Origin of the sequence: Amycolatopsis sp. NPDC024027, from assembly GCF_040638975.1 — a bacterium.
Lineage (GTDB): Bacteria > Actinomycetota > Actinomycetes > Mycobacteriales > Pseudonocardiaceae > Amycolatopsis.
Map to the genome: position 1 here is coordinate 327,482 of NZ_JBEZYY010000008.1, position 26,069 is coordinate 353,550.

Below are 26,069 nucleotides of genomic sequence, written 5' to 3' on the forward strand. Positions count from 1 at the left end.
CCGAGTAATGAGAGATTCCCTAGTGGGTCGCACGCGGGGCCGGAAGAACTCCCGATTCCGCCTAGTGTTGACCGACAGAACTCGGGGAGTGGCCGAGTTTTCCCGTGAGGAGAGTGCATGTCCCGCCACCGCGAACCGAGTTCGCCCCACCCTCGAGCCGCGGCGCCGCGCCCGGAAGCCGGCACGCGGTCGCGGAGCACGCTCGCATTTCCGAGGGGGTTGCGATGAACGAGCACGCCGGCCCGCCGTTGCGCTTGGGACTGATCGGGTGTTCCCCGATCGCCCGCCGCCGCATGCTGCCGGCCATCGGCCTGGTGGACACGGTTCGCTTGAGCGGCGTCGCCGCGCGCGAGGTCGAGCGCGCGAAGGAGATCGCCGCGGAGCTCGGCACCGTCGCGAGCGGCTACGAAGAGATCCTCGAACGCGACGACGTCGACGCGGTCTACATTTCCTTGCCCAACGGGCTGCATTGCGAATGGGCGGGAAACGCGTTGCGCGCCGGCAAGCACGTGCTGTGCGAGAAGCCGCTGGCCACCACGCGCGAGGACGCCCTCGAGCTGACCGAGCTGGCGGCCCGCAACGGTCTGGTGCTGCGGGAGAACTTCAGCTTCGAACACCACAGCCAGCACACGAAGGTGCGGCAGCTCCTCGCCGAAGGGCGGTTCGGTACACCGAGGACGTTCACGGCTTCGTTCTGCATTCCGCCGCTTCCCCCGGACGACACCCGCTACAACGCGGCCTTGGGCGGTGGCGCGTTGCTCGACATCGGGGTGTACCCGCTGCGGGCCGCCCAGCTGTTCCTCGGCCCGGACCTGACCGTGGCCGGCGCGACCCTGCGCGTCGACGAGCGGCTTTCGGTCGACCTCGCCGGCCAGGTGCTGCTGGTTTCCGCCGACAGCGTGTTCGCGACGCTCGAATTCGGGATCCAGCACAGCTACGGCTCGCGGTACTCGCTGTGGGGGAGCTCGGCCTCGGTCACGCTCGATCGCGCGTTCACGCCGCCCCCGAGCCGGCTGCCCGTGTTGCGCATCGACGAGCAGGACCACGCCGAGGAGATCGTGCTGCCGCCGTCGGACCAGTTCCGCAATTCCCTCGAAGCCTTCGTGGGGGCGGCGACCGGGCCGGTGGCGGACAACGACGTCGAGCGTCCGTGGCGCGACGCGGCCGTGGCGACCGCCGGCCTCATCGACGAGATCCGCAAGAGGGCAGTGTGTGTCGGTGTGCGTGACGAAGGCGAGAGTTGATGGAGATCATCGGAAACGGCTTCATCGCGGGGCACGCTCGCGCGTACTTCGGCGCCTCGCATCCACACGCGACACTCATCGCGGCGGGAGTGTCCAGTGTGTACCTGACCGACGCGCCCGCGTTCGAGCGCGAAGCGAACCTCGTCTACGACGTGATCCGCCGGTGCAAGGCCGAAGGACGCACGGCGGTCTTCCTCTCCACGGCGGCGGCCGGGATGTACGGCGCACCCGACTCGCCGGGCACCGAGGAGGGCCCGGTGTTCCCGGAAACCCACTACGGCCGGCACAAGCTCGCGCTGGAGGCGGTGTTCGCGGCCTCCAGCGTGCGCTGGCTCGGGTTGCGCCTGACGCACATCGTCGGCGAGATGCAGGTGGCCCACCAGCTCCTGCCCTCGCTCACCCGGCAGCTGCTCAGCGGCAAGGTCACCGTCTACAGCGGCGCATCGCGGGATCTGCTGGACATCGAGCACCTGATGCGGGCCGTCGACCTGCTGCTGACCCGCGACGTCCGCGACGAGATCGTCAACATCGCGTCGGGACAGCCCGAGGACATCGAGCTCATCGTCAACGGTCTCGAACAGCGGCTGGGGACGCAGGCCGAGCGGACCGTGGTGCACGGCAAGCCGGCCAAGCGCTCCATCGCGAGCATCGCGAAGCTGCGCAAGCTGGCACCGGAGATCGACGACTTCGGCTTCGGCCCCGGCTATCTCGCGGCGCTGCTGGACCGCTACGTCGACGACCTCGCGGCCCACGCCCGCAAGGCGCTTTCGTAGCACTTCACGCGGTCGGCCCGGCCGCGGCGGACCGTTGAGGAACGATCGTTCTTGACTGATCGTTCCTCAACGGTCTACGGTCGTGCCATGGGCCGGCCAAGAGCGTTCGACGAGGACGAAGTGGTGCGCGCCGCCGTCGCGTTGTTCGGCGGCCGCGCGTACGACGGGGTGTCCGTCGACGACCTCGTCACCCACCTCGGCGTGCACCGCAACAGCCTGTACAAGGCGTTCGGCAGCAAGCGCGGCCTCTACCTGGTCGCCTTGCGCCGCCACCTCGCCGACGACGTCGGCCCCTTGGCCGAAGCGCTCGCCGCGGCACCGGACGCCGCGACCGTGCTGCGGCTCGTCACGTCGGCCGACCTCGGCCTGCTGCTGCTCGCGGCGGTGGAACGGGCCCCGGCCGACGAGGAGGTGGCCGCCGAGGTGGCCGCGGCGCTGGCCGCCGTCGACCAGGCGATCGCCGGCGCCCTCGGCACATCCACCGCACTGGCCGCCGCCCTCACGGCCGCCGCACTGGGCATCCACCTGCGCGGCAACCCCGACGGCGCCGCCGCCGCGCTGACCCGACGCCTCGATCCCCTCGATTGACAAGGAAAGCAGACATGGCACTGGTCCACATCGACGGCGACGACCTCGTCGTCGTGATCGAAGGTCTCGACAAGCTCTGGGCCTTCAAGAGCAGCCTCACCATCCCGCTGGCCAACGTCCGCGGCGCGACCGCGGATCCCGGCATCGCCGCCGATCCCAAGGGGATCCGCGCGCCGGGCGCCCACCTGCCCGGCGTCATCACGGCGGGCACCTTCCACCTCGACGGCGAAAAAGTCTTCTGGGACATCAAGGACGCGTCGAAGGCCGTCGTGATCGAACTCGCCGACGAGCGCTACGCCCGCCTGGTCCTCCAAGTCGACAACCCGCGCGAGACCGTCACGCTCGTCGAGAACGCCCTGCGGTGAAGATGCTTCCCCACCTCACCGCGGCCGCGATGTCGCTGGCCGTCGTGACCGCCACCCCGGCCGAGGCGGCGCCCGGCCTCGTGCCCGCCGCCGACCGTGAGGTCGTCTTCACCGTCGACGGAACGGCGACGTACGGCACCCTGCACGTCCCTGCCCACCGCGCCGGGCACCGGTTGCGCGCGGCGCTGCTGCTGCCCGGCAGCGGCCCCACCGACCGCGACGGCAACCAACCACCCCACGCGTCTCCGAACACCCTGGCGCAGCTGGCCGCCGCACTCGACGCCGACCGGGTCGCCACGCTCCGGTTCGACAAGTACGGCACCGGCCGCACCGGCCTCGGCGCCTACCGCGACCACCCGGCGGAACTCGACTACCCGGCATTCGTCCGTCAGGCAACGGCCGCGTACGAGTCGTTGCGCGACCAGCCGGAGACCGACCCGCACGCGCTGATGGTCGTCGGGCACAGCGAGGGCGCGATGACGGCCCTCCTGCTGGGCGGCACGGTCCACCCGCGCCCGGCCGGCCTGGCCCTGCTGCAACCGCAGGCGATCCGCCTGCTGGACCTGGTCGCGCTGCAACTGCACGCCCAGGTCGCCGAAGCGACCCGGCAGGGCCAGCTGACCCCGGAGCAGCAGCGGACCATCGACGCGGCGGTCGACGCCGCCGTCACGGCCCTGCGCGAACACCGCCCGGTCGACACCACCGGCCTGCCGCCGGCCGTCGCCCAGCTCTTCGAGGCCTTCCAAGGCCCGAACGGCCGGTTCGTGGAGAGCGACGACGCCGTCTACCCGCCGGCCACCGCCGCGGCCCTGCGGCCGGGGACCAGGGTGCTGCTGACCTGCGGCACGAACGACGTCCAAGTCCCTTGCGCCACAACGGACGCCCTGACCGCCGCGTTACGCCGGGCGCACGTCGGCGGACCGGGCCGGGTGCGGCTGCCCGGACTGGACCACCTGCTCCACGACGCCGACCACCCGGACACCCCCGCCCCGGCGGTGCTCGACGCCCTGCACCGGTTCGTGGGGCGCTGAGTTCGTCTTCGGCCCACGGGACCTCATCGAAGCGGCCGGACCCAGCTCGCGAGTTCAGCCGCATGCGATCAGGGCGTCAACCACGCGCCGGTCCACCAACGCTGCCCAACACCGAGCAAGGGCAAGCCGCCGGCGCCCGGCGCCGACCGAAGTCCGGCGACGCCGAAAGCGGCCGGGCACGAATTCCAGCCGGCGTCACCCGGTTCTGGCCTACGCTGGACGCCATGACTCGCCATGTCCGCCTCGCCGGTGGTTGCGCAGCCGTAGTGCTCATGGGATTCCTGACCGCCTGCAGTGGCGACGAGCCGCCGGGCCGGGATGTGATCATCGCGAAGATCAAGTCCGATCCGCAAACTCAGGGTACGTCGGACCGCACGGCCGGATGTCTCGCTGAGTGGTACCTGAAGTACGCCACGGCGGAGCAGGTTTCGGCCTTCGTGGAAGGCGAGGCGGGAGATCGCCCGCTCGATCAGGTCGCCGCGGATCCGCAGGCCAAGTCCGCCATGCTCGACTGCTTGAAGGCGGCTGCCGACGATCGGTGAGATTGCCCGGCTTCTTCCCGATTGTACGAAGATGACGCTGTTTGGGCGATGGCGCGTGATCCGAAGCTCGTTAGGCTGAGGATCAGCAGCGGCCGCCGGCACCATCGTCAAAGGGGGGGATGGCTTCCGGCGGCCACGATCTGGGGGGATCAGTGCACGGTAGACGTCGCTCTGGTGTGCTCTCGCGCGTCCTGGTCCTGGCTTTGGTGCTTGCGGTGGTCTCCGTCGGACTGCCCGCATCCTTGCCGATTTCCCTGGGAGGCAGCCAAAACAACGCACGTCACCAGCCCGCCGGGGCGCCGGTGCGCGTGCGTGAGCTGGCCGAGCGCCGTACCGCGGACATGCGGGTGTTCGAGCTGTCGAACGGCCAGCTCGAAGCGGAGCTCTCCGCCCAACCGCAGCATTTCCGCGACCGGCAAGGAACCTGGCAGCCGATCGACACGACGGTGCGCGAGCACGCGGGCGACGGCTACCGATTCGCCAATGACACCAACGGGTTCAGCACCTCCTTCGGGGACCGGACGGATCGGCTGGCCCGGTTCGCCATCGACGGCACGCGGGTCGAGCTGGGGCTCGACGGCGCGGGCCAGCCGGTCGAACCCCAGGTGGGCAAGGACTCCGTCAGCTATCCGGGCGCGTTCGACGGCGCCGAGCTGAACTACCAGGTCACTCGCGATTCCCTCAAGGAACGGATCGTCCTCGCGGCACCGCCCCGCGACGCCACGTACCGCTTCAGGTTGCACCTGTCCGGCGTCTCCGCCCAAGCGCAGCCGGACGGCTCGATCGCGTTCTTCGGCACCGGCACCGACGGGCCGCCGCGGTACGTGATGCCCAAGCCGTTCATGCTCGACGCGTCGGGTTCGCGCACGAATTCCTTCAGCGGCCAGGTTTCCCAGACGGTCGAGCAGCACGGGGCGGACATCACCGTGGTCGTGCGGGCGGACCACGACTGGCTGGCCGCCCCGCAGCGCAAGTACCCGGTCGTGATCGACCCGACGATCAAGGTCGAGCCGACGTCGAACTCCGGCCAGGACAGCCAGCTCTGGTCCGACACCCCGGATCGCAACGACGGCGCGAGCTACCAGCTCTCGGTGGGCACCGATGGCTCCGGTATCGCGCGCAGCCTGGTCAAGTTCGACACGTCCGTGGTGCCCGCCGGCACCAGCCTGACGTCGGCGAAGCTGCGGATGTACTACGACAACGAGCTTTACACCAACGCCAACGACGTCACCATGGAGGCGCGCCGGGTCACCACCGCGTGGGCCGAGAACACGGTCACCTGGAACAGCTTCAACGGAGCCTTCGCCGAGGCGGGCCTGACGACCGCGGTCAAGCGCGCCAACGTCACGCAGGCCTGGTCCGAATGGGACGTCCGCAACATCGCGCAGTCGTGGGTTTCCGGTTCCGCCGGCAACAACGGGCTCCTCGTCAAGGCGACCGACGAGACGCTCAAGCGAGGCGGTGCGATCCACCACGGCGCCGAGTTCGACTACAACGGCGACACGGCGACGTTCCCGAAGCTGATGCTGACCTACGGCAAGCCGGGCGCCGTCCTGCAGCCGATCACGAAGGCCTACGCCACCGGCGCCGAGCTGGCCTGGACCCCCTACACGAACCCGGGTCCCGGCAACGGTCCCGACGACATCGTCGGATATCAGGTGCACCGTTCGGTGTCGCAGGTGTACACCCCTTCGGCCGCGACGCTGGTCACTTCGCTGGGGCCGCAGGCGACCCGGTTCGTCGACACCACCGCACCGGTCACCCCGGACAGCGCGCCGGACCTGGGCTGGAACGCCTACTACTACACGATCGTCGTCCAGACCCGCAGCGGCGAGAGCATCCCGAGCGCCACCCAGCTGACCCGCACGCCGAAGGCGGGGCAGGTGCGGCAGATCTTCCCGGCCACGGCCGACACCACGGTGTCCGCCACCCAGCCGAACACCAACTTCAACGTGCTCACCGGCCAGCCGTGGCTTCAGGTCGGCAACAACGGCGCCACCCTCGGGAAGAGCCGGGCACTGCTGAAGTTCGGCGGCCTGAGCGCGATCCCGGCGGGTACCACGATCGTCGACGCCGACGTGTCGATGTGGGGGTTCTACTCCAACGGGTCCGGCGCGACCTTCGACGGGCACACGCTCGGCAGAGCCTTCGTGGAAGGCGAGGCGACCTGGAACCGGGCGTCCGCGGCCGCCGCGTGGACCGCGCCGGGCGGTGACATCGCGGCGACCCGGGCGGACTTCGTTTCGGGCGTTCCCGACCGCCCGACCTGGCAGATCTGGGAAAACGCGAGCATGGCGCAGGGCTGGGTGAACAACCCGGCCTCCAACAACGGCTTCGAGGTCAAGCTGCACGACGAAGCGGGTGCGGCCCAGCGGGTGCTGTTCCTGTCCAACGAGGCGCCGGAACCCTCGCTGCGGCCCCACCTCGCGGTGTCCTACCTGGGCACCCCGCCGCCTCCGCCCGCCGCACCGATCGTGTCCTCAGTGGACTATCCGCAGGACGGCCCGCACGGTGCGCCAGGGCAGGCAGGCGCGTTCGTGTTCAAGCCGGGCAACACCGTGCCGATCGCCAAGTTCGTCTACCAGCAGGACTCCGATCCGCGCCCCACGGAGGTGCCCGCGACCGGTCAGGTCACGGTGAACCTGGCACCCGCCGCGCCGGGCCGGCGGACCCTGAGCGTGTGGGCGCTCGATGCCAACGGCGTGTCCTCGGGCGAGACGGCGTACACGTACTCCGTCGCGGAGCCACCGACCCACCGCAAGCGAAAGTCGGACTTCAACGGCGACGGCAAGGACGACGTCGTCACGTTCACCCGCGGCAGCGCTCCGGCGGTCTACGTCTCCTTGTCCGACGGCACGAAGTTCGTGCAGGACGGCTGGAAGTGGCATGACAGCTTCGCGGCGCAGAACGAAATCCCGCTGACCGGTGACTTCAACGGCGACGGCAAGGCCGACGCCGTCACGTTCACCCGTGGCACCGACGCCAGTGTCCACGTCGCGCTCTCCGACGGCACGAAGTTCGCGGCTACCCCGGCGAAGTGGCTGGGCAGCTTCGCCGCGGGCACCGACATCCCGGTGGTGGGCGACTTCAACGGCGACGGCCGGGACGACGTCGCCGGCTTCGCCCGTGGCACGGACGGCGGCGTGTTCGTCGCGCTGTCCGACGGCACCAAGTTCGGTACCCCGGTGAAGTGGCACAGCTCGTTCGCGCTGGGCACCGCCATGCCCGCGGCCGGCGACGTGAACGGCGACAACAAGGACGACATCGTCGGGTTCTCCGGCGGTGAAGCGGCGGACGTCTTCGTGTCGCTTTCCGACGGCACGAAGTTCGGCGCCGCGGCCAACTGGCAGGACAACTTCGCCCCGGACGCGAACCGGGCCGCCGTCGGCGACATCGACGGTGACGGCAAGGACGACGTCGTCTCGTTCTCGAACGGCCAGGTGAACGCCGCGATCTCGACCGGCTCGGCGTTCGGCGCCGCACGGCAGTGGAACGCGAACTTCGCACCCGGCGACGAGCTCCCCGGCATCGGCGACTTCACCGGGGACGGCAAGTTCGACATCGCCACCTTCACCCGTGGCAGCACCGGAAAGGTCTACGTCGGTGCCTCGGACGGCGCCCGCTTCGGCGCGGGCGTCCAGTGGCACAACCACTTCGCGGTGGGCGCCGAAGTTCCGCGGCCCAGCGTGTTCGCCGCCGGTCCGGGCACCCCGGCGCCGGTGCCGCCCGCCACGCCGCTCGCCTCCTCGGTGGACTACCCGGCGGACGGTCAGCCGCACGGCCGCCCCGGCCTGCCCGGCACGTTCGTCCTGAAGCCGGGCGACGCCGTGCCGATCGCGAAGTTCGTCTACCAGCTCGACTCCGACTCGCAGCCGACGGAGGTGCCGGCCACCGGGCAGACCTCGGTGACCGTGACGCCGCTCGCCGCGGGCAACCGGACCTTGACCGTCCGCGCGGTCACCGCCGGTGGCCTGGCTTCGCCGCCGGCCACCTACGCGTTCGTCGTCGCGACGCCTCCACAGGCCCCCGCCGCGCCACTGGTGTCCTCTGTGGACTACCCCGCGGACGGTCAGCCCCACGGTGTGCCCGGCCGGGAAGGCGTCTTCACGCTCAAGCCGGGCAGCCCGGCCGCGGTCACCGGGTACCGGTGGCAGCTCGACGACGGCGGTCCTGCGGACGTGCCCGGCACCGGTGAGGTCCAGGTGCGCGCGACGCCGCCGACGCCGGGACAGCACACGTTGACCGTGCGCGCGCTCGGCGTCGAGAACCTGATCTCGCCGCCGGCCACGTACACGTTCGTCGTGGCCGACGCGCCGAACGGACCCGGTGCGCCGCAGGTGCTTTCGCTGGACTACCCGTCCGGCGGGGCACCGTACGGGGCGCCCGGCAAGGAAGGGACGTTCACCTTCCGGCCGACCGGGTCGACGGCGATCGCGGGCTACCGCTGGCAGCTCAACGGTGGCCAGGCGACCGACGTGGCCGGTGCGGGCAAGGTGGCGGTGAAGATCACGCCGGTCACCGCGGGTCCGCAGACACTCACCGTGCGGACGTTCACCGCGGCGGGCGCGGTTTCGGCACCGGCGAACTACACGTTCGAGGTGGCGCCGCTGCCGCCGCCGGACGCGCCGGGCGTGTTCTCCACGGACTACCCGGCGGACGGGCAACCGCACGGGAACGCCGGCCAGGAAGGCGGCTTCACCTTCCGCCCCACCGGGACCACGGCCGTCTCCGGCTTCCGCTGGAAGCTCGACGAAGGCACGACCACGGACGTACCGGGCACCGGCGACGTCGGGGTGCGGATCACCCCGCCGACCGGCGGCACGCACACCCTGGTCGTGTGGGCGATCGGCAGCGCGGGCAGCGCTTCGGCGCCGGCCGCCTACACGTTCCTGGTCGCCGGAGCGGCACCGACCCCGGCGACGCCGCTCGTGTCCTCCACGGACTACCCCGCGGACGGGCAGCTGCACGGCAGCCTCGGCCAGGCTGGCACGTTCACCCTGCGCAGCCAGGGTGCCGTCGCCGCGGACGCCGTGCGGTACCAGCTGGACACCGACGCCGCACCCACCGAGGTGCCCGCCGGCACCGGCACCGCGACCGTCAGCCTCACCCCGGTCCGCTCCGGCCAGCGCACGCTGACCGTCTGGGCGAAGGTCACGTCGAGTGGCGTGCTTTCGGCACCGGCGAAGTACACGTTCGCCGTCGGGGCGCCGTCCGGCCCGCGCGACTACTTCTACGACGCCGCCGGACAGCTGGCGGGCGTCACGAACAACTCCGGTGAGGCGGCGGCCTACCGGTACGACGCCGCGGGCAACCTCGAGGCGACCGACCGCTACCGCACGGACACCGCGTCGATCTTCGCGCTGGTGCCCACCCGCGGTCCGACCGGCAGCACGGTGGAGATCGGCGGCACCGGATTCGCCACGCAGCCGTCCGGCAACCAGGTGACCTTCGACGGGATCGCCGCGCAGGTCACCGCCGCGACGGCGACCCGGCTCACCGTGGTCGTCCCCGCGGGCACCGGCGGTGGCGCGGTCAAGGTGACCGCGAACGGCAAGACCGCGGCCGCCCGCGCCCCGTTCGCGGTGACCAAGGGCGTGCCGGCACCGGCGATCACCGGCGTGTCGGCCGACCGCGGCAACTCCGGGGACACGATCACCATCACCGGCACCGGGTTCGATCCCGATGCCACGCGTGATGTCGTGCTGTTCCACCAGACCGCCGCGCGGGTCAAGCAGGCCGGTCCGACCAGCCTGACCGTCGAGGTGCCCGCCGCGGTGGCGTCCGGCCGGATCAGCGTGCGCACGCCCGGCGGAACGGCGACCAGCGGTGCCGACTTCCTGGTGGCACCGCGCGGGTTCAAGATCGACCAGCTGGTCTACGGCGGCCGGATCGAGCTCGGCAAGCCGATGGAACTCGACATCCCGGCCGGCAAGGAAGCGGTCGTCCTGATCGACGGCAAGGCCGGCGAGCGCGTGCACCTGGACCTGGAGAACAACACCGTTCCGGTGCGCTCGGCGATGTGGATGTTCTCCCCGCACGGTGGCGACTTCGCCCGCCGCACCATGGGTGACCCGCTCGACCTGTGGTCCGGCAGCACGTTGCGCCAGGACATCCCGGTGTTCGGCGCCACCGGCACCTACACGATCGTGGTGGCGCCGGACGACGACGCGTCCGGCAAGGTGCGGATCACCGCGTCGCACACCCTGACCGGGGACAAGCTGACCCGCGACGGCACCGGCGTGCCGTTCACCGTCAGCGTGGCGCAGCAGCGCGCCGAAATGACGTTCACCGCCACCGCCGGCGAATGGCTCAGCTTCGGCTTGACCGACCTGAGCATGCCGGCCAACACCTTCGACGTCCTGGTGACTCAGCCCGACGGGTACAAGAACACCTGGAAGGCCTCGCTCACCCTCTACACCCCGACGATGGTGTTCAAGGCCCGCCAGACCGGCACGTTCACCGTCGGCGTCACCTTCGGCGCGAACGAGCTCGGGGCCGGGAAGGTCTGGTTGTCCGGGGTGCTCGAGGCGGGCCAGGTCGCGGTCGACGGGGCGGGCACGCAGTTCAAGATCAACCGGCCCGGCCAGTCCGTGCGGCTGCCGTTCACCGGTGTCGCGGGCAAGAACCTGCGGTTCGGCGTCACCGAGAACACGCTGCGCGAGAACGGCCGCCCCGGCTACCCGGGCGGAATCCTGGCCGAACCGGACGACAACCAGGTCGAGCTGCGCACCGGCACGCAGGAGATCCGCAACGTCCCGATCCGCAAGAGCGGCCAGCACAGCCTGTTCATGAGCGGCTGGGAAGCCGTCGGCAGCGCCCGGGGCTGGCTGACCTCCGCGACCGAAGCCGGCCAGCTGCCGATCAACGCGCAGACCAAGGTCACCATCGACCGGCCGGCCCGGGAGGTGTGGTTCGACTACAACGGTGTCCAGGGCCGGCCGCTGCACCTGCAGACCCGGGACAAGAGCCTGCCCGGCTACCTCACCATGCGGGTCTTCCAGCCGACCGGCGGCAAGCTGGTGACCAGCTCGATCGACGGCAAGCTGGACGTTCCCGCGCTGCCCGAGACCGGGAAGTACCGCATCCAGCTCGAACCGGCGTACGCCACCACGGGCGACGTCACGATCGCCGCGTCCGAGCCGCTGGACCTCGGCTCGATCGCCATCGACGGGCCGCCGCCGACGGCTTCGGTCACCGTGCCGGGCCAGCGCGTCGTCGCGAAGTTCACCGGGCAGGCCGGGCAGCGCCTGAGCCTGGGCTTCACGTCGCCGAACATCCCGTTCCTCAAGCCGACGGTGTACAAGCCGGACGGCACCACGCTGGACTCGCCGTTCAACTTCGGCCTGCCGTGGGGCTTCGACCTGACCACGCTGCCGGTGGCGGGCGACTACCGGATCGTGCTCGAACCGCTCGAGGACGGGGCCGGCCCGGCGGCGGGCGACCTGACCGTCCTGCTCTCGTCCGAAGTGGACGGTGGCAAGGTCGCCGTCGGCGGCGCCGCCAACACGGTCACCATCGGGCGGACCGCGCAGAACGCGAAGGTGACCTTCGACGGCACCGCGAACGACGTCCTGCAGGCGGACTTCACGTTCGGTTTCCCGAACAACGGCGGGTCCTACTACAGCCTGATCGCGCCGGACGGCACGATCTCGCCGAACCACTCCTGGATTTCGTTCAGCCGGTTCAAGCTGCCCGCGCTGAAGATGACGGGCACCTACACCATGGTGTTCGACCCCGGTGGCCAGGCCACCGGCTCGATGACCGTGGCGCTCGCCAAACCCGCCGCGGCCGCGATGGCGGCCCCGCAGGGGCGGATCGACCCGCCGAAGCCGGTCACGCCGAAGTGCGTCCCCGCCGAACCGGTGCCGGCTCCCGCGAAGTCCGGCAAGGCGCCCGAGGGCTCGGCGCAGCCCCCGGCCGCACCGGAACCCCCGCCCGCCCCGCCGTCCTCGTCGACCTGCGGGTCGCCCGGTGGCTGGCAGCCGGACACCGCCAACCTGAACGGCACCGACTGGAGCACCCGCTACGACCCGGCGCCGGTGCGGGACCGGCCGCTGCAGTTCGACGTCGGGTTCACCGGCCTGGTCGGCAAGGTCCAGTCCACGGCCGGCCAGCCCCTTGCCGGTGTCACCGTGAGCGCCGGCGGCAGCCGCGTCACCACCGACGACAAGGGCAAGTTCGTGCTGACCGGGCTGCCCGGCGGGCACGTCGTGGTGCGGGTGGACGGTCGTACCGGCACCTCCGGCCGCCCGTTCGGCTCGTTCGACATCGGCGTCGACCTCAAGGGCGGCCAGGTCCTCGTCCTGCCTTACACGGTGTTCCTGCCGGAGATCGACGCCGCCGCGACGGTGCACGTGCCCAGTCCGACGACGACCGAAACCGTCCTCACCACCAAGGCCATCCCCGGCCTGGAAGTCCGGCTGCCGGCGGGGACCGTCGTCCGCGACGCCGACGGGAACGTGGCGACCGAGCTGAGCCTCACCCCGATCCCGATCGACCGGCCGCCGTTCCCGTTGCCGCCCACCAAGGTGCCGGTGTACTTCACGGTCCAGCCGGGCGGCAGCTACCTCTTCCCCGAGGGCGCCACGATCGTCTACCCGAACTACACGAAGGAGCGGCCCGGGACCCGGACCCAGTTCTGGAACTACGACCCGGACGGCCAGGGCTGGCACATCTACGGCTACGGCACGGTTTCGCCGGACGGCAAGCAGATCGTGCCCGACCCGACGGTCAAGTTCTACCGGCTGACCGGCGCGATGACCGCCGTGCCGGGGATGAACCCGCCACCGGTCGCGCCGAGGGCCGGCGTGCCCCGCGTCGGGGACCCGGTGGACCCGGCGACCGGGCTCCTGGTGGACGAGACGACCGACATGGTCGTCGACGACATCGCGCCGATCGAGATCAAACGCAGCTACCAGCAGGGCGACACCGACATCCGCGCGTTCGGCGTCGGGACGAGCTTCAACTACGGCCTCTACCCGTGGTCTCCCGGCATCATCGGGCAGTTCACGTTCCAGGAGTTCGACCTGGTGCAGCCGGACGGGAGCAAGATCCACTACCGCCGCACTTCGCCGGGGCAGGACTACGCGGGCGCGGTGTTCAGGGCCGATCCGACGCCGACGAAGTTCGACGGCTCGATCGTGAAGTGGATCGACAGCGGCTGGGACGTGACGCTTCGCGACGGCACCGTGATGGTGATCGGCGAAGAGGCGCCGTTGCAGGAGATCCGCGACAAGTTCGGCAACACCACCACCCTCACGCGGGCGACCGCGCCGCCGGGTACCGACGGCAAGGTCCGCGCCAACGGGCCGGTCACGCAGATCACCTCGCCGAACGGCCGGTGGGTGAAGTTCGCCTACGACGAGTCGAACCCGCCGCGCGTCAAGTCCATCGAGGACAACCTGGGCCGGCGCGTCGGCTACACCTACGACGCCACCGGGCACCTGGAGACGGTGACCGACGTCCGGGGTGGCCTCACCCGGTACACCTGGGACGAAAAGGGCCGGCTCAAGACCATCACCGACCCCAGGGGCACCCGGTACCTGCTCAACGAGTACGACGACAAGGGCCGGGTGAAGACCCAGACGGCCGCGGACAACGGGATCACGCGGTTCGAGTACGTCACGTCCGGCGACGCGATCGTCGAGACCCGGATCACCGACCCCCGCGGACACGTCCGGCGGATGACCTTCAACGACCGGGGATCGGTACTCACCGACACCAAGGCGTTCGGCACCGGCGTCGCCGAGACGACGACCAGCGAGTACGACACGGATGGCGTCCGGCTGAAGGCCGTCACGGACGCGTTGCAGCGCAAGACGACCTACGTCTACGACGATTTCGGCCAGGTCAAGGAAAAGACGGTCCTGGCGGGCACGCCGGACGCGCGCACCGAGAAGTTCGAGCGCACCGGGCCGCATCACGAGCTGACCAAGTACACCGACAGCTACGCCAAGGACACGGTGTACGGGCTCGACCCGCGGGGCGCGGTGCAGTCGGTCACCGACCCGGCGCAGCGCGTGAAGACCTATGACACCAACGAAAAGGGCCTGGTCACCAAGGTCACCGATCCGGCGGGCAAGTTCGCCACCACCGAGTACGCGGGCACCGATCCGGTCAAGACCACCGACCAGCTCGGCCGGGTGAGCAAGGCGAGCTTCGACTCGCTCGGCCGGACGGTGCTGGCCACCGATCCACGGGGTGCGGTCACCGAAACCGCGTACACCGCGGCGAGCGAGGTCGCCTCGGTGACCGATCCGCTCGGCCGGACCATGGCGTACGGGTACGACCCGAACGGCAACCGCCACCAGGTCACCGACGCCCGCGGCGGCGAAACGGTCTTCGACTACGACAACATGGACCACCTCGCGAAGGTCACCGACCCGCTCGGCAAGTTCGAGCAGGCGGAGTACGACCAGAACGGCAACCTGAAGAAGCACACCAGCCGCCGCGGGATCGTCACCGAAAACGACTACGACGACCTGGACCGCAAGTCCGAAAGCCGGTTCGGCGCCGAGAGCAGCACGAAGTTCGGCTACGACCTGGGCAACCGCCTGAAGCGGACCGAAGACTCGGTGGCCGGGGTGGCGACCACCGAGTACGACGGCCTGGACCGCGTCAAGGCCGAGACCACCACGCAGGGCAGTGTGTCGTACGACTACGACACCGCCGGGCGGGACCGGGTGCTGAACGTGCCCGGCCGGCCTGCGGTGCGGTACGTCTTCGACGCGGCGGGCGCGTTGTCCGAGGTCCAGCAGGGCGGCACCGCGGTCACGACAGTCAGCCGGGACGCGGTGGGGCGCGTGCAGCGGATCGGCGCACCCGGTGGTGGCGTCTCCCAGACGTACGGCTACGACGACGCCGGCGAAGTCAAGACGATCACCTACCGGGCGGGCCAGACCGTGCTCGGTGATCTCGCCTACGACTACGACACCGCGGGGCAGCCGGTCCGGACCGGCGGCAGTTACTCCCGGGCGATGCTGCCGGAGCAGTTCGGAGTGGCCACCTACGACCAGGCGAACCGGATCCGCGGCATCGGCGCGACCCCGGTCAGCCACGACGCGGACGGCAACCTGATCTCCGACGGCGTGGCCGGCTACACCTGGGACGCCCGTGGTCAGCTGGCCACGGAGTCCGGCCCGGGGATGACGGCGGGCTTCAGCTACGAGGCGGACGGCCGCCGCCGGTCCAAGACGATCAACGGTGTCACCACCGGCTTCCTGTACGACGGGAAGAACCCGGTGCAGGAGAAGGTGAACGGCGCGGTCACCGCGACGATCACGTCGTCCGGTGTGGACGGGTACCAGCTCCGCGACGCCGGCGGCGTGACCCGCCGGTACCTCACCGATGGTCTGGGCAGCACGCTCGGGCTGGTCGACAGCGCCGGTGCGGGTGCCACGTACACCTACGAGCCGTTCGGCCGGACCTACGTCGCCGGCAACGACGGCGGGAACGCCTACCGGTACGCGGGGCGTGAGGACGACGGCACCGGGCTGTACTACAACCGCGCCCGTTACTACAGCCCCGGCCTGCAGCGGTTCTTGAGCGAGGACCCGATCGGGTTCGACGGCGGGAACAACCTGTACGGCTACGTCGGCAACCAGCCGACCACGCACACCGACCCGGATGGGGAAAAGCCGAAGTCGAGTTACATCGACGGGCCTTTGCCCGACTACGGTCAGACCTCCCTTTACGCCCGCTACAACCCGACTACCGGCGAGATCTACAAATGGGGCATCTCCAAGAATCCGATCAACCGCTATCCGGCTCGTGACTACGAGGATGGCAGCCGTATGCAGATCATCAAGAACTACGACGACCGTATGGATGCCCTGTCCAATGAGCGTTATCTCACCGAACGCTGGCCCGGGCCGGACAACTACGAACGCTGGGCTGGTTCCGTCCCGACGACTCGCAACTGGCAGAGTGGCATCCAGGACGTCAAACGCGACCGGACCTCCTATTGAGCCGGCGCTGGCGAACCAGGTCGGAAGGACCGTCATGGACGAGCGGCAATCCGCGGCTGTGCGGGAATCGGTTCTCGCAACGCTGCACGAGTTCTACTGTCCGCTGTCCCTGACCGAACTGGCGATTCTGTTGCGCGCGCGAAGCGGTCTGGAGGTCCCGGTCGGCGAGATCGAGCAGTTGGTCGCGCTGGACGAGGAGGCATTCGATCCGGCGGGGGATGACGAGGACATCTTGCTGTGCCCCGGTTTGGAGCCCCCGGACCTCTACCCGGACACCGACTTCGTGACCCGTTCGGATTGGCCGCTTCCGGTCCGGTTGGTCGAGTTCACCACCGAGCCGAAGCGCCGGCTGTGGGTGCTCCGGGTGCTGGCCGATCAGGTTCTGGTCCGGCTCGGCGAGCGCGGTGACCCGGCGGTGTTCGACGAGCTGTTCGCCCAGCTTTTCACCGCGTTGCCCGGCGACGTCCGGTCCAGGAGGTTCGAACAGGCAACTCGAGTCGACCTCACCGACGAAGACGAGGTCGAAACCGTGCGCGAGCTTGCCGAGGATCAGTACGCCGCGCTCGGGAATTCCAGCTCTCGCGTCGAGGAAACCGCAGTGGCGAAGCTCTCTCGCCGGGAGAAGCTGTTCGGTGCCGTCGACTGAGCACATGAGAAGAACGTGACGTTGCCGACCGGCAAGGATGGGGGACTGGCGAATGCGCGGGTGGGTAAGAGGTTGCCGGTCGTTTGCCGCGGGTGCTGCCGCCGCGGCTGTCTTCGCGGGGCTGCCGGCCGGTGCCAGCGCGCCCGCGCAGGCGGCCGTGGGGCAGGTGGTGAAACCGGCCGGCGCCAAGGTGATCGACGGCAGCTACATCGTCCTCACCAAGCCGAGCCAGCTCGCGGTCCCGGCCGCGGCCGGCGTGCTCACGAGCCACTACGGCGGCAAGGCCGGACGCACCTACCAGGCGGCCCTGCACGGGTTCCTCTTCACCGGTACGGCGGAGCAGGCCGCGAAGCTGGCCGCCGATCCGCTGGTCGAACGGGTGGAGGCCGACGCGATCGTGTCGGGTCAGGCCACCCAGCCGCTGCCGCCGTGGAACCTGGACCGGGTCGATCAGCGCAGCACCGTGCTGGACGACGCGTTCGCCTACCCGGATGGGGCGGGCGCGGGGGTGACCGCGTACATCATGGACACCGGCGTCCGGATCTCCCACTCGGAGTTCGAGGGGCGCGCCAGTGTTGGCTTCGACGCGATCAACGACGGCTGGAACGGCCAGGATTGCAGCACCTCCGGGCACGGCACGCACGTCGCTGCCACGGTCGGCGGCAAGACGTACGGGGTGGCGAAGAAGGCCAAGCTCGTCTCGGTACGGGTGCTCAGCTGCGAGAACCTCGGCGCGACCAGCCAGATCATCGCGGGTGTCGACTGGGTGACCCAGCACGCGCAGCGCCCCGCGGTGGTCAACATGAGCCTGGGCGGTGGTCAGTCGGCCGCCGAAGACCTCGCGGTCAAGAACTCGATCGCGGCCGGCATCACCTACGTCGTGGCCGCCGGGAACGACGATCGGGACGCCTGCTTCGCCAGCCCGGCGGACGTGCCCACGGCGATCACCGTCGGCGCGAGCAACCCCGTCGACGAACGAGCCCGCGACTGGAAAGAGACGGGCGGCGTCACCGGCGGCTCGAACTACGGATCCTGCGTCGACTTGTTCGCGCCGGGGGAGTCGGTCAAGTCCGCGCACAACGCCACCGACACCGCGACGGTGACCCTCCGGGGTACGTCGATGGCGTCACCGCACGTCGCCGGCGCGGTCGCACTGCTGCTGTCCCAGTCTCCCGGCCTGAGCCCGGCCGAAGTGACCAACGCCCTGCTCGGGCGGGCCACGGCCGGCGTCCTCAAGCAGGACACGCTGAAGACCGGTTCCCCGAACAAGCTGCTCTACACCGGCGTGCCGCCGCAGCAGGTCTGCACGGCCGCGAACGACACCCGGCAGCCGATCCCGGACCTGGGCAGCGTCACCAGCACGATCGAAATGACCGCCTGCGGGCGGAAGGTGGCCTCCACCGCGCGCGTGCGCGTGCGGGCCGAGCACCCGGCGCGCGGTGACCTCTCGATCCGCCTCGTCACGCCGGACGGCGCCGAGCTGCCGCTGAAGAACGCCGACGGCACGGACGGCGCAGCCGATCTCGACCAGACCTACCCGCTGCCGGATCTGACCACGAAGGACGCCAATGGCGTCTGGAAGCTCGTCGTCCGCGACAACTTCGGCTTCGACGAAGGCGCGTTGGCCGGCTGGAACCTGGTGCTGGCCGAGCCCGCTGTGGCGCTGCCCGTCGTGTCGTCGACGGCCTACCCCTCGGACAACCAGCCGCACGGCGGCGCCGGAGTCGCCGGCACCTTCACGTTCAAGCCCGGCAGCTCGGTCCCGGTCGCGAAGTACTCGTACCAGCTGGACACCGAGGCGCAGCCGAAGGAGGTGACCGCGGCCAACGGCGAGGCTTCGGTGACCGTCACACCGGGCTCGGGCGGGCGCCGGACGCTGACGGTGCGCGCGTTCAACGCCGTCGGCGAGCCGTCCGCACCGGTCCCGTACGACTTCGTCGTCGCCGACGTAGCACCGCCGGCCACGCCATTGGTGTCGTCCTTCGACTACCCCGCCGATGGGCATCCCAACGGTGGCACCGGTTTGCCGGGGACGTTCACCTTCAAACCGGGGGGCACCGAGCCGGTCGACAAATACATTTACCAGCTCGACTCCGACTCGCAGCCGGTCGAGGTGACCGGCACGGGCGAGGTGTCCGTGGGCGTCACCCCGAATTCGTCCGGCGTGCGAACGCTGACCGTCCGGGCCGCGAAGGGTGGCAGCCAATCCGCGCCGGTCACGTACACGTTCACGGTCGCGGGCGCGGCGGATGTCGTCGACGGTGGCACGATCGTGGCGGACGGTGCGGCGGTCAATCCGGCGATTCCCGCGGACAAGGTGCTGCGGCTGAAGTTCGACGCGACGGCGGGGGACAAGGTCGGCATCGGCGTTCCGTCGAATTCGCTCACCACTTCGGCACGGCTCTGGCTGGTCGATCCGAGTGGCCGGTCGTTCACCGTCGAGACGAACAACGGGCCTACGTATCTCGTCGGTGGCCTCGGGCGTGACGTGACGCTTCCCGCGTTGCGGACCACGGGGACGTACCAGGTGTTCGTCGATCCGGACGGCACCGGGACCGGTGCGGTGACCGTGCAGTTGTCGAAGAGCATCGTCGGGACCACCGACACCGCTTCGGCGGGATTCGCCTACAGCCGGAGTCGATCCGGCCAATTCGTGGATCTCGGTTTCGACGGCGCGCAGGACACTTGGTACGACGTCGGCGTCACGGATCAGCCCGGCTCCACCTACCTCATGGTGTACGTGTTCGACCCGAGCGGCTCCCGGGTGGGCAATCCACTGGTGGTCACTCCCAGTTCCTCGGACCGGTTCCGAATTCCGGTGGCCGGCAGGTATCGGCTGGTCGTCGGCCAGTACTTCGGCGAAAGCACCGGCAGCGGAAAGCTGTGGCTTTCCACGGAGGTGGCCGCGGGGGACATCAGCGCGACCGGCGCGGGCAAAGCGCTGACCCTGAGCAGGCCCGGACAGCAGGCGCGGCTCAGGTTCGACGGAACTCAAGGGCAGCGGCTCGGGCTGGGGTTCGCCGGCGCGGCGTTGTCCAACGGCTCGCCGAGGGCGGCTCTCGTCGGCCCAGGCGGCGCACTGCTGAACGCGGAAAGTTACGGGGCCGGGGCGATCTTCCCCGCACTGAGCCAAACCGGCAGCTACGACGTGCTCGTCAACGGTGGCTCCGGAACCGGGACGGTGACCGCCTGGCTGTCCGAAGAGATCGCGGCGGGCACGCTCGCCGTCGGCGGCGCCGCGAAGCCGATCAGCGTCGGCCGGGTCGGGCAGCACACCCGCTTGAAGTTCGACGGCACGGCGGGGCAACGCCTCAGCCTCGGCGTGACCAACGCGACGGCGGGCTTCGACCAGCAGTTCTTCCGGGTGTACAAACCGGACGGCACGGCGCTGAACTACGGGGACAACACCACGGGCGCGGACAGTGCCGCGTTCGGCGCGATGCCGGTGACGGGCACCTACGAGCTCGTGGCGGCGCCCACCAGCGGCGCCACCGGCACGGTCACCCTGACCTTGTCCGGTCTCGCCGACGCGGGGACGATCACGATCGGCGGCGCCGCGGCGACGGTTCCGGTCACGCGGGCCGGCCAGGACGGTCAGGTCGCGTTCACCGGCGCCGCGGGCGACAAGCTCCGGCTGACGTTCAGCGGCAGCACGTTCGCAAGCAAGACGTTCCGGCTCACGGTGCTCAAGCCGGACGGGACGACCCTCGTGGACCGGGCGTACAAACCCGACCAGAACCCGTACGACCTGCCCACGCTCCCCACGGCGGGCAGCTACCGGGTGCTGCTCGATCCGGCGTCCGCGGAGACCGGCTCGATCGCGGTCGGCCTGGTCAGGACGCCATGACGGCCCCCCGCCTCGGCCGCCGGTCGTTCCTGGCCGCGGTGGGGGTGGCGGGCCTCGCCGGCTGCGCGGGCCAGCCACCGCCGCCTCCGCCACGGCCTCCCCGGCCCGCGCCGGGGCAGCCCGGCGTGGTGACGGCCGCGCGCTCGAAGACGGCGCTCGCGGCGTTCGACGTGACCACGCGGGACCGGAGCGGCCTCGCCGAAACCCTGCGGGCGTGCGCCTCACCGGTCCCGGACGCCACGATGACGGTCGCCGTGGGCGCTTCACTGTTCGACGGCCGGTTCGGTCTCGAGCGCCCGCGCCACCTGACGTCGATGCCGTCGTTCCGCAACGACGTGCTGGATCCGCAGTGGTGCCACGGAGATCTGCTCGTCCAGGTGAGCGCGGACAGCCAGGAGGCGCTCGACGCGGCGCTGGCCCGCCGGATTCCGGGTACGACGCCACGCTGGCAGCTGACCGGCTTCCACCCGGACGGCGAATCCCGCAACCTGTTCGGTTTCCGCGAAGGAGCGGGAAACCCCGACGTCGCGGATAAGCGCGCCATGGACCAGCACGTGTGGGTCCAGCCGGGCGACGACGAACCCGCTTGGTGCGCGGGCGGGACCTACCAGGTCGTCCGCCTCATCCGGCTCGCGATGCCGATCTGGGACGCGGAGCCGGTACCGCTACAGGAACGCGTGTTCGGCCGCCGGAAGGACTCCGGCGCCCCGTTGGGTCAGGGGGATGAACGCGCAAAGCCCGACTTCGCGGGCGACCCCCAGGGCGGCGTCATCGCCCTCGACGCGCACATCCGCCGAGCCAACCCGCGGACGCCGGAGAGCGAAGCACATCGGATCCTGCGCCGAGGCCACTCGTACCGCCGTTCGGACGAGGACGCCGGCCAGATCTTCGTCTGCTACCAGCGCAACCTGGAGTCGGGCTTCACGACCATCCAACGCCGGCTCGCGGGGGAGGCACTGGAGAAGTACACCCTGCCCTTCGGCGGAGGCTACTTCTTCGTCCTCCCGGCGAGTACGGGCGCGGGTGGCGACTACCTTGGGCGCACCATGCTGGCCACCTGAGCGGACCTGAGTCGGCTGGTCTGGCGCCATGCACGGATGCCCGGATTCGGCCGTGGTCCACCGGGTTAGACGCGAATCGGCCCCTACCGCGTTCTCGCTGGTAGGGGCCGGTTTTGCGTATTCAAAAAGGGTGCCCTCGGCAGGATTCGAACCTGCGACACCTGCCTCCGGAGGGCAGTGCTCTATCCCCTGAGCTACGAGGGCCCATCGCTGGGCGACTTCGAAAGCTTAGCGCATGCCCCGCGACCCGCCTCCCGCAGGTGGCCGGACTGGCAATCCCGCTGGTCAGCCCGGTGAAGTTGATCGATTCGGCGGGTCGTCGCTAGCGTGGGTGGCCCACCTGAAGGAGCCGAGATGGCCGAGTCGTTCCAGGTTGCTCTTGATGAGGGCGATGTCGCCGATCTGCGGGAGCGGCTGCGGCGGACTCGGTGGCCCGAGGCCGAGACCGTCGATGACTGGTCGCAGGGGGTTCCGCTCGCCTATGTGCGTGAGCTGTGCCGGGATTGGGGCGAGGAATACGACTTCGGGTTCGCTCGCCGGCTCAATGCCTTTCCCCAGTTCCGGGCCACCGTCGACGGGGTCGGCCTGCACTTCCTGCACGTCCGGTCGCCGGTGGCCGATGCGCTGCCGCTCGTGCTCACCCATGGCTGGCCCGGGTCCGTGCTGGAGTTCCTCGATGTCCTCGGGCCGCTCACCGATCCCGGGAAGCACGGGGGTGATCCCGCCGATGCCTTCCACGTCGTCGCGCCGTCGCTGCCCGGGTTCGGGTGGAGTGACAAGCCCGCGCTGAAGATCGGGCGCGTGGCCGAGCTGTGGGACCAGCTCATGACGTCGCTCGGCTACGACCGCTACGGCGCCCAGGGCGGCGATTGGGGTGCCGCCGTCACGAACGCCTTGGCGCGGTCCGGTCACGTGGCCGGCGTGCACGTCAACTTCGCGCCCGTGCGGATGGACACCGCCGATCCGACGCCCGAGGAGCGGCAGGCCCTCGCCGATCTCGAGGAGTTCCGGCGGAGCGGCAGCGGCTACTCGGCCCAGCAGGGCACCCGTCCGCAGACGCTCGGCTACGGTCTCACCGACTCGCCCGCCGGCCAGGCCGCCTGGATCGCCGAGAAGTTCTGGGCCTGGACCGACCACAAGGGCCGCCCGGAGGACGCCGTCGACCGGCAGCGCATCCTGGACGCGGTCTCCGTCTACTGGTTCACCGCGACGGCGGCCTCGTCCGCGCGGATGTACTGGGCGAACAACGACCGCGATTTGTCCACTGTGGATGTTCCGGCCGGGATTTCGGTGTTCCCGAAGGAGATCGTGCGGCCTTCGCGGCGGCAAGCCGAGCAGCGCTACACCGACCTGCGCTGGTTCGAGCAGCTGCCCGTCGGCGGGCACTTCGCCGCGCTGGAACAGCCCGGGCTGTTCGTCGAGCAGGTGCGCGGGTTCTTCCGGCTGGTGCGCTAGGCGAGCCAGCCACCGGTCAGCCGCTGCACGGCCGCGCCGTCCAGGTCGGCGAACTTGAGCGCCGCGAACTCCTCGGCCCACTTCGACGTCTGGATGCGGAAGGCGGGCCTCTCCGTCGTCATCGCGTCCAGGATCACTTCGGCGACCTCGTCGGCGGTCTGCGCGCCCTGGAACGACTTCGTGACGTTGGCGATGTACTTCCGCAGGGATTCGGCGTACGGCCCGGCCTCGGCGAAGAGCCGCTCGTCGACGCCGACGTTGTTGACGAACTCCGTCGCGACCGCTCCCGGCTCGACCACGCACACCGTGACACCTTGCGCCGCGGCGACCGGGGCCAGCGCCTCCATCATGCCTTCGACGGCGAACTTCGCCGCGCAGTAGGCCTCGTTGAACGGCTGGCCGATCACCCCGCCGACGCTGGTCACCGTGATCAGGCGGCCGCCGGCGGCGCGCAGGGCCGGCATCGCGGCCTTGGTCGTCTCGGCGACGCCGAAGAAGTTGACCTCCATCGTCTCGCGGACCGCCGAGACGGGCTCCTGCTCGATCGTGCCGAGGTGGCCGGCGCCGGCGTTGTTGACCAGGACGTCGAGCCGGCCGTAGTCGGCGAGGACGCCTTCGAGCGCCGTGCCGACGGACTCGGCGTCGGTGACGTCGAGCGGGCGGACGTCCAGTTCGACGCCGGCGTCGGTGGCGGCCTCGCGCAGGCGGCCGGCGCGGCCGGTGTCGCGCAGCGTCGCGACCGTGCGAAAGCCTCGCCGGGCCGCCAGTACTGCCGTGGCCAGGCCGATCCCGGAAGACGTGCCGGTGATCAGGGCGACGCGGTCGTTGCTCATCCGACGAACCTCGATCTGTTCAGGGGAGTGATGGTTAATGTAGTGAACTAAAATGACTATAGGCATGGATGGTTCATGCAGTCAACTATCGGCATACACTCGCGTGATGAGCGCTGACCCGATCACCGAAGACGTCGTCGCCCTGCTCGGGCGGATCGTCGACCGGTTCGTCGAGTCCTACGAGTCCGCGGCGGCGGCCCAGGGGCTGACGACGGTGCAGGCGAAGGTGCTCGTCGCGCTCGACCAACCGCTGCCCATGCACCGGATCGCCGAGAAGCTGAAGTCCGAGCGGTCCAACGTGACCGGGATCATCGACCGGCTCGAGGCCCGCGGCCTGGTGGAGCGCCGTCCGGGTGAACGGGACCGGCGGATCAAGAACATCGTGGCCACCCCGGCGGGGGCCGAACTGGCGCGCAACTTCCGGGGGTCGCTGGGGTTCGCGGCCGAACCGCTGGCCGCGCTCGCGCCGGAGGACCGCGTCCGGCTGCGGGACCTGCTCGGGCGAATCGTCGACGCCGAAGCGTGACGAGTCCGCCTGGCGGGAAACCCCGCCTGGTGGATTGGGTGGCTCGCACCGCGCGCGGTAGCTTGCCGGTGGGTGATCTTAGGCTGTCCTCTGTTGCACATATGCGCATCCGACTATATGTTTGACCCGACGGCGAACCGGGAACGGAGGCGGCATGGGTCAGGGACACGGCCACGGGCACTCGATCGCGCCGGCGAGCGCGTCGGGGCGCCACGTGCGACGGCTGGCCATCGCCCTGGGGATCGGCGCCGGGTTCATGGTGCTCGAGTTCGTCGTCAGCGTGACGACCGGCTCGCTGGCCCTGCTCTCGGACGCGGCCCACATGTTCACCGACGTCCTCGGGGTCGGCATGGCGCTGGCCGCGATCATCCTGGCCCGGCGCAGCGGGCCCACGGTCAGCCGCACCTTCGGGCTCTACCGCGCGGAGGTGCTGGCCGCGCTGGCCAACGCGCTGCTGCTGTTCGGCGTCGCGGCGTACGTCCTGATCGAGGCGATCGGCCGCATCGGCGACCCGCCGGCGGTCCCGGGTCTCCCGGTGCTGCTGGTCGCGGCGGCCGGCCTGGTGGCCAACCTGGTGTCGTTCGCCGTGCTGCGGTCGGGGGCGAAGGAAAGCCTCAACGTCCGCGGCGCGTACCTCGAAGTGCTGGCCGACCTGATCGGCTCGGCCGGCGTCCTGATCAGCGGCGCGGTGACGCTGCTGACCGGCTGGCGCTACGCCGACCCGATCATCGGTGTCGCGATCGGGCTGTTCGTGCTGCCCCGCACGTGGACGCTGGCCCGCCGGGCGCTGCGCATCCTGTTCCAGCACGCGCCCCAGGGCGTCGACGTCGGAGCGATCAACGCGGAGCTGGCGGCCCTGCCGGGCGTGGCCGACGTGCACGACCTGCACGTCTGGACCCTGACGTCCGGCATGGAAGTGGCTTCGGCGCACCTGACGCTGGCGCCGCCGGCGAAGCAGTCGGACGTGCTGACCGAGGCGCAGAACCTGCTGTCTTCGCGGTACGCGATCGAGCACGCGACGCTGCAGGTGGAGGCGCCGCAGTGCGCCCGCCGCTGCCAGGAACTCTCCTGGTGACGCCGAAGCGCCCGGCCGCCGGAACCGGCTAAGAGCTTGTCGCAAGCGGTGGTGCGCGGTCTGGAACGGCACCGCACGAGCGTCCACCGGAGCCGTCCCGCCTCCTCGCGGACGGGG

At 70.4% G+C, this 26,069-nt stretch carries 14 protein-coding genes and 1 tRNA gene; 13 read left to right on the forward strand and 2 right to left on the reverse strand.

All coding sequences use genetic code 11. The features are described 5' to 3' along the window. Positions 1–224 precede the first annotated feature (224 nt). From AB0F52_RS21935 to AB0F52_RS21980, 10 genes are all read left to right on the forward strand, one after another. The gene (locus tag AB0F52_RS21935; protein ID WP_360173796.1) at positions 225–1,244 is read left to right on the forward strand and encodes a Gfo/Idh/MocA family oxidoreductase; all 1,020 of its coding nucleotides are present in this window, start codon (positions 225–227) and stop codon (positions 1,242–1,244) included. Further along, complete coding sequence (locus tag AB0F52_RS21940) at positions 1,244–2,017, forward strand: NAD-dependent epimerase/dehydratase family protein (RefSeq protein WP_360173799.1); 774 nt, start codon at positions 1,244–1,246, stop codon at positions 2,015–2,017. The genes AB0F52_RS21935 and AB0F52_RS21940 overlap by 1 nt, the downstream gene beginning before the upstream one ends. An 87-nt stretch (positions 2,018–2,104) precedes the next feature. Then, a complete protein-coding gene (locus tag AB0F52_RS21945; RefSeq protein WP_360173802.1) occupies positions 2,105–2,605 on the forward strand; it encodes a helix-turn-helix domain-containing protein in 501 nt (166 codons plus the stop codon). A 14-nt stretch (positions 2,606–2,619) separates the two neighbouring features. Beyond that, a complete protein-coding gene (locus AB0F52_RS21950) occupies positions 2,620–2,970 on the forward strand; it encodes a hypothetical protein (protein ID WP_360173805.1) in 351 nt (116 codons plus the stop codon). Continuing rightward, positions 2,967–4,001: an alpha/beta hydrolase gene (locus AB0F52_RS21955; protein WP_360173808.1), complete on the forward strand. Its 1,035-nt coding sequence runs from the start codon at positions 2,967–2,969 to the stop codon at positions 3,999–4,001. Before AB0F52_RS21950 ends, AB0F52_RS21955 begins: the two co-directional genes overlap by 4 nt. A 224-nt stretch (positions 4,002–4,225) precedes the next feature. Further along, positions 4,226–4,543, forward strand: coding sequence for a hypothetical protein (locus AB0F52_RS21960; protein ID WP_360173811.1), 318 nt, complete (start codon positions 4,226–4,228; stop codon positions 4,541–4,543). Positions 4,544–4,845: 302 nt separating this feature from the next. Further along, entirely contained in the window at positions 4,846–16,509 is an 11,664-nt protein-coding gene (locus AB0F52_RS21965) for a DNRLRE domain-containing protein (RefSeq protein ID WP_360173814.1), read from the forward strand. A gap of 34 nt (positions 16,510–16,543) precedes the next feature. After that, positions 16,544–17,155, forward strand: a complete 612-nt coding sequence (locus AB0F52_RS21970) for a hypothetical protein (RefSeq protein ID WP_360173817.1) — start codon at positions 16,544–16,546, stop codon at positions 17,153–17,155. A 157-nt stretch (positions 17,156–17,312) separates the two neighbouring features. Next, positions 17,313–21,002: a S8 family serine peptidase gene (locus AB0F52_RS21975; protein WP_360173820.1), complete on the forward strand. Its 3,690-nt coding sequence runs from the start codon at positions 17,313–17,315 to the stop codon at positions 21,000–21,002. Continuing rightward, the gene (locus AB0F52_RS21980) at positions 20,999–22,063 is read left to right on the forward strand and encodes a Dyp-type peroxidase (protein ID WP_360173823.1); all 1,065 of its coding nucleotides are present in this window, start codon (positions 20,999–21,001) and stop codon (positions 22,061–22,063) included. The genes AB0F52_RS21975 and AB0F52_RS21980 overlap by 4 nt, the downstream gene beginning before the upstream one ends. 131 nt (positions 22,064–22,194) lie before the next feature. On the opposite strand, the gene AB0F52_RS21985 is transcribed toward AB0F52_RS21980, so the two are convergent. Continuing rightward, positions 22,195–22,267 (reverse strand) — tRNA-Arg (locus AB0F52_RS21985). Positions 22,268–22,417: 150 nt separating this feature from the next. Between AB0F52_RS21985 and AB0F52_RS21990 the strand changes: the two genes are divergently transcribed. Beyond that, on the forward strand, positions 22,418–23,518 hold the full coding sequence (locus AB0F52_RS21990; RefSeq protein ID WP_360173826.1) for an epoxide hydrolase family protein: 1,101 nt from the start codon (positions 22,418–22,420) through the stop codon (positions 23,516–23,518). Here the strand turns inward: AB0F52_RS21990 and AB0F52_RS21995 are convergent. Continuing rightward, complete coding sequence (locus AB0F52_RS21995; protein ID WP_360173829.1) at positions 23,515–24,351, reverse strand: SDR family oxidoreductase; 837 nt, start codon at positions 24,349–24,351, stop codon at positions 23,515–23,517. The genes AB0F52_RS21990 and AB0F52_RS21995 overlap by 4 nt on opposite strands. Positions 24,352–24,457: 106 nt before the next feature. Between AB0F52_RS21995 and AB0F52_RS22000 the strand changes: the two genes are divergently transcribed. Then, positions 24,458–24,877 (forward strand): MarR family transcriptional regulator, encoded by a 420-nt coding sequence (locus AB0F52_RS22000; protein ID WP_360173832.1) that lies wholly within the window; start codon positions 24,458–24,460, stop codon positions 24,875–24,877. A gap of 154 nt (positions 24,878–25,031) precedes the next feature. Beyond that, positions 25,032–25,952, forward strand: a complete 921-nt coding sequence (locus AB0F52_RS22005; protein WP_360173835.1) for a cation diffusion facilitator family transporter — start codon at positions 25,032–25,034, stop codon at positions 25,950–25,952. Positions 25,953–26,069: the final 117 nt, after the last annotated feature.

Bases quoted from the DNA above. Each gene is read 5' to 3' on its own strand.
- AB0F52_RS21935 (WP_360173796.1), top strand. From the start codon at position 225: ATGAACGAGCACGCCGGCCCGCCGTTGCGCTTGGGACTGATCGGGTGT.
- AB0F52_RS21940 (WP_360173799.1), top strand. From the start codon at position 1,244: ATGGAGATCATCGGAAACGGCTTCATCGCGGGGCACGCTCGCGCGTAC.
- AB0F52_RS21945 (WP_360173802.1), top strand. From the start codon at position 2,105: ATGGGCCGGCCAAGAGCGTTCGACGAGGACGAAGTGGTGCGCGCCGCC.
- AB0F52_RS21950 (WP_360173805.1), top strand. From the start codon at position 2,620: ATGGCACTGGTCCACATCGACGGCGACGACCTCGTCGTCGTGATCGAA.
- AB0F52_RS21960 (WP_360173811.1), top strand. From the start codon at position 4,226: ATGACTCGCCATGTCCGCCTCGCCGGTGGTTGCGCAGCCGTAGTGCTC.
- AB0F52_RS21970 (WP_360173817.1), top strand. From the start codon at position 16,544: ATGGACGAGCGGCAATCCGCGGCTGTGCGGGAATCGGTTCTCGCAACG.
- AB0F52_RS21980 (WP_360173823.1), top strand. From the start codon at position 20,999: ATGACGGCCCCCCGCCTCGGCCGCCGGTCGTTCCTGGCCGCGGTGGGG.
- AB0F52_RS21990 (WP_360173826.1), top strand. From the start codon at position 22,418: ATGGCCGAGTCGTTCCAGGTTGCTCTTGATGAGGGCGATGTCGCCGAT.
- AB0F52_RS21995 (WP_360173829.1), bottom strand. From the start codon at position 24,351: ATGAGCAACGACCGCGTCGCCCTGATCACCGGCACGTCTTCCGGGATC.
- AB0F52_RS22000 (WP_360173832.1), top strand. From the start codon at position 24,458: ATGAGCGCTGACCCGATCACCGAAGACGTCGTCGCCCTGCTCGGGCGG.
- AB0F52_RS22005 (WP_360173835.1), top strand. From the start codon at position 25,032: ATGGGTCAGGGACACGGCCACGGGCACTCGATCGCGCCGGCGAGCGCG.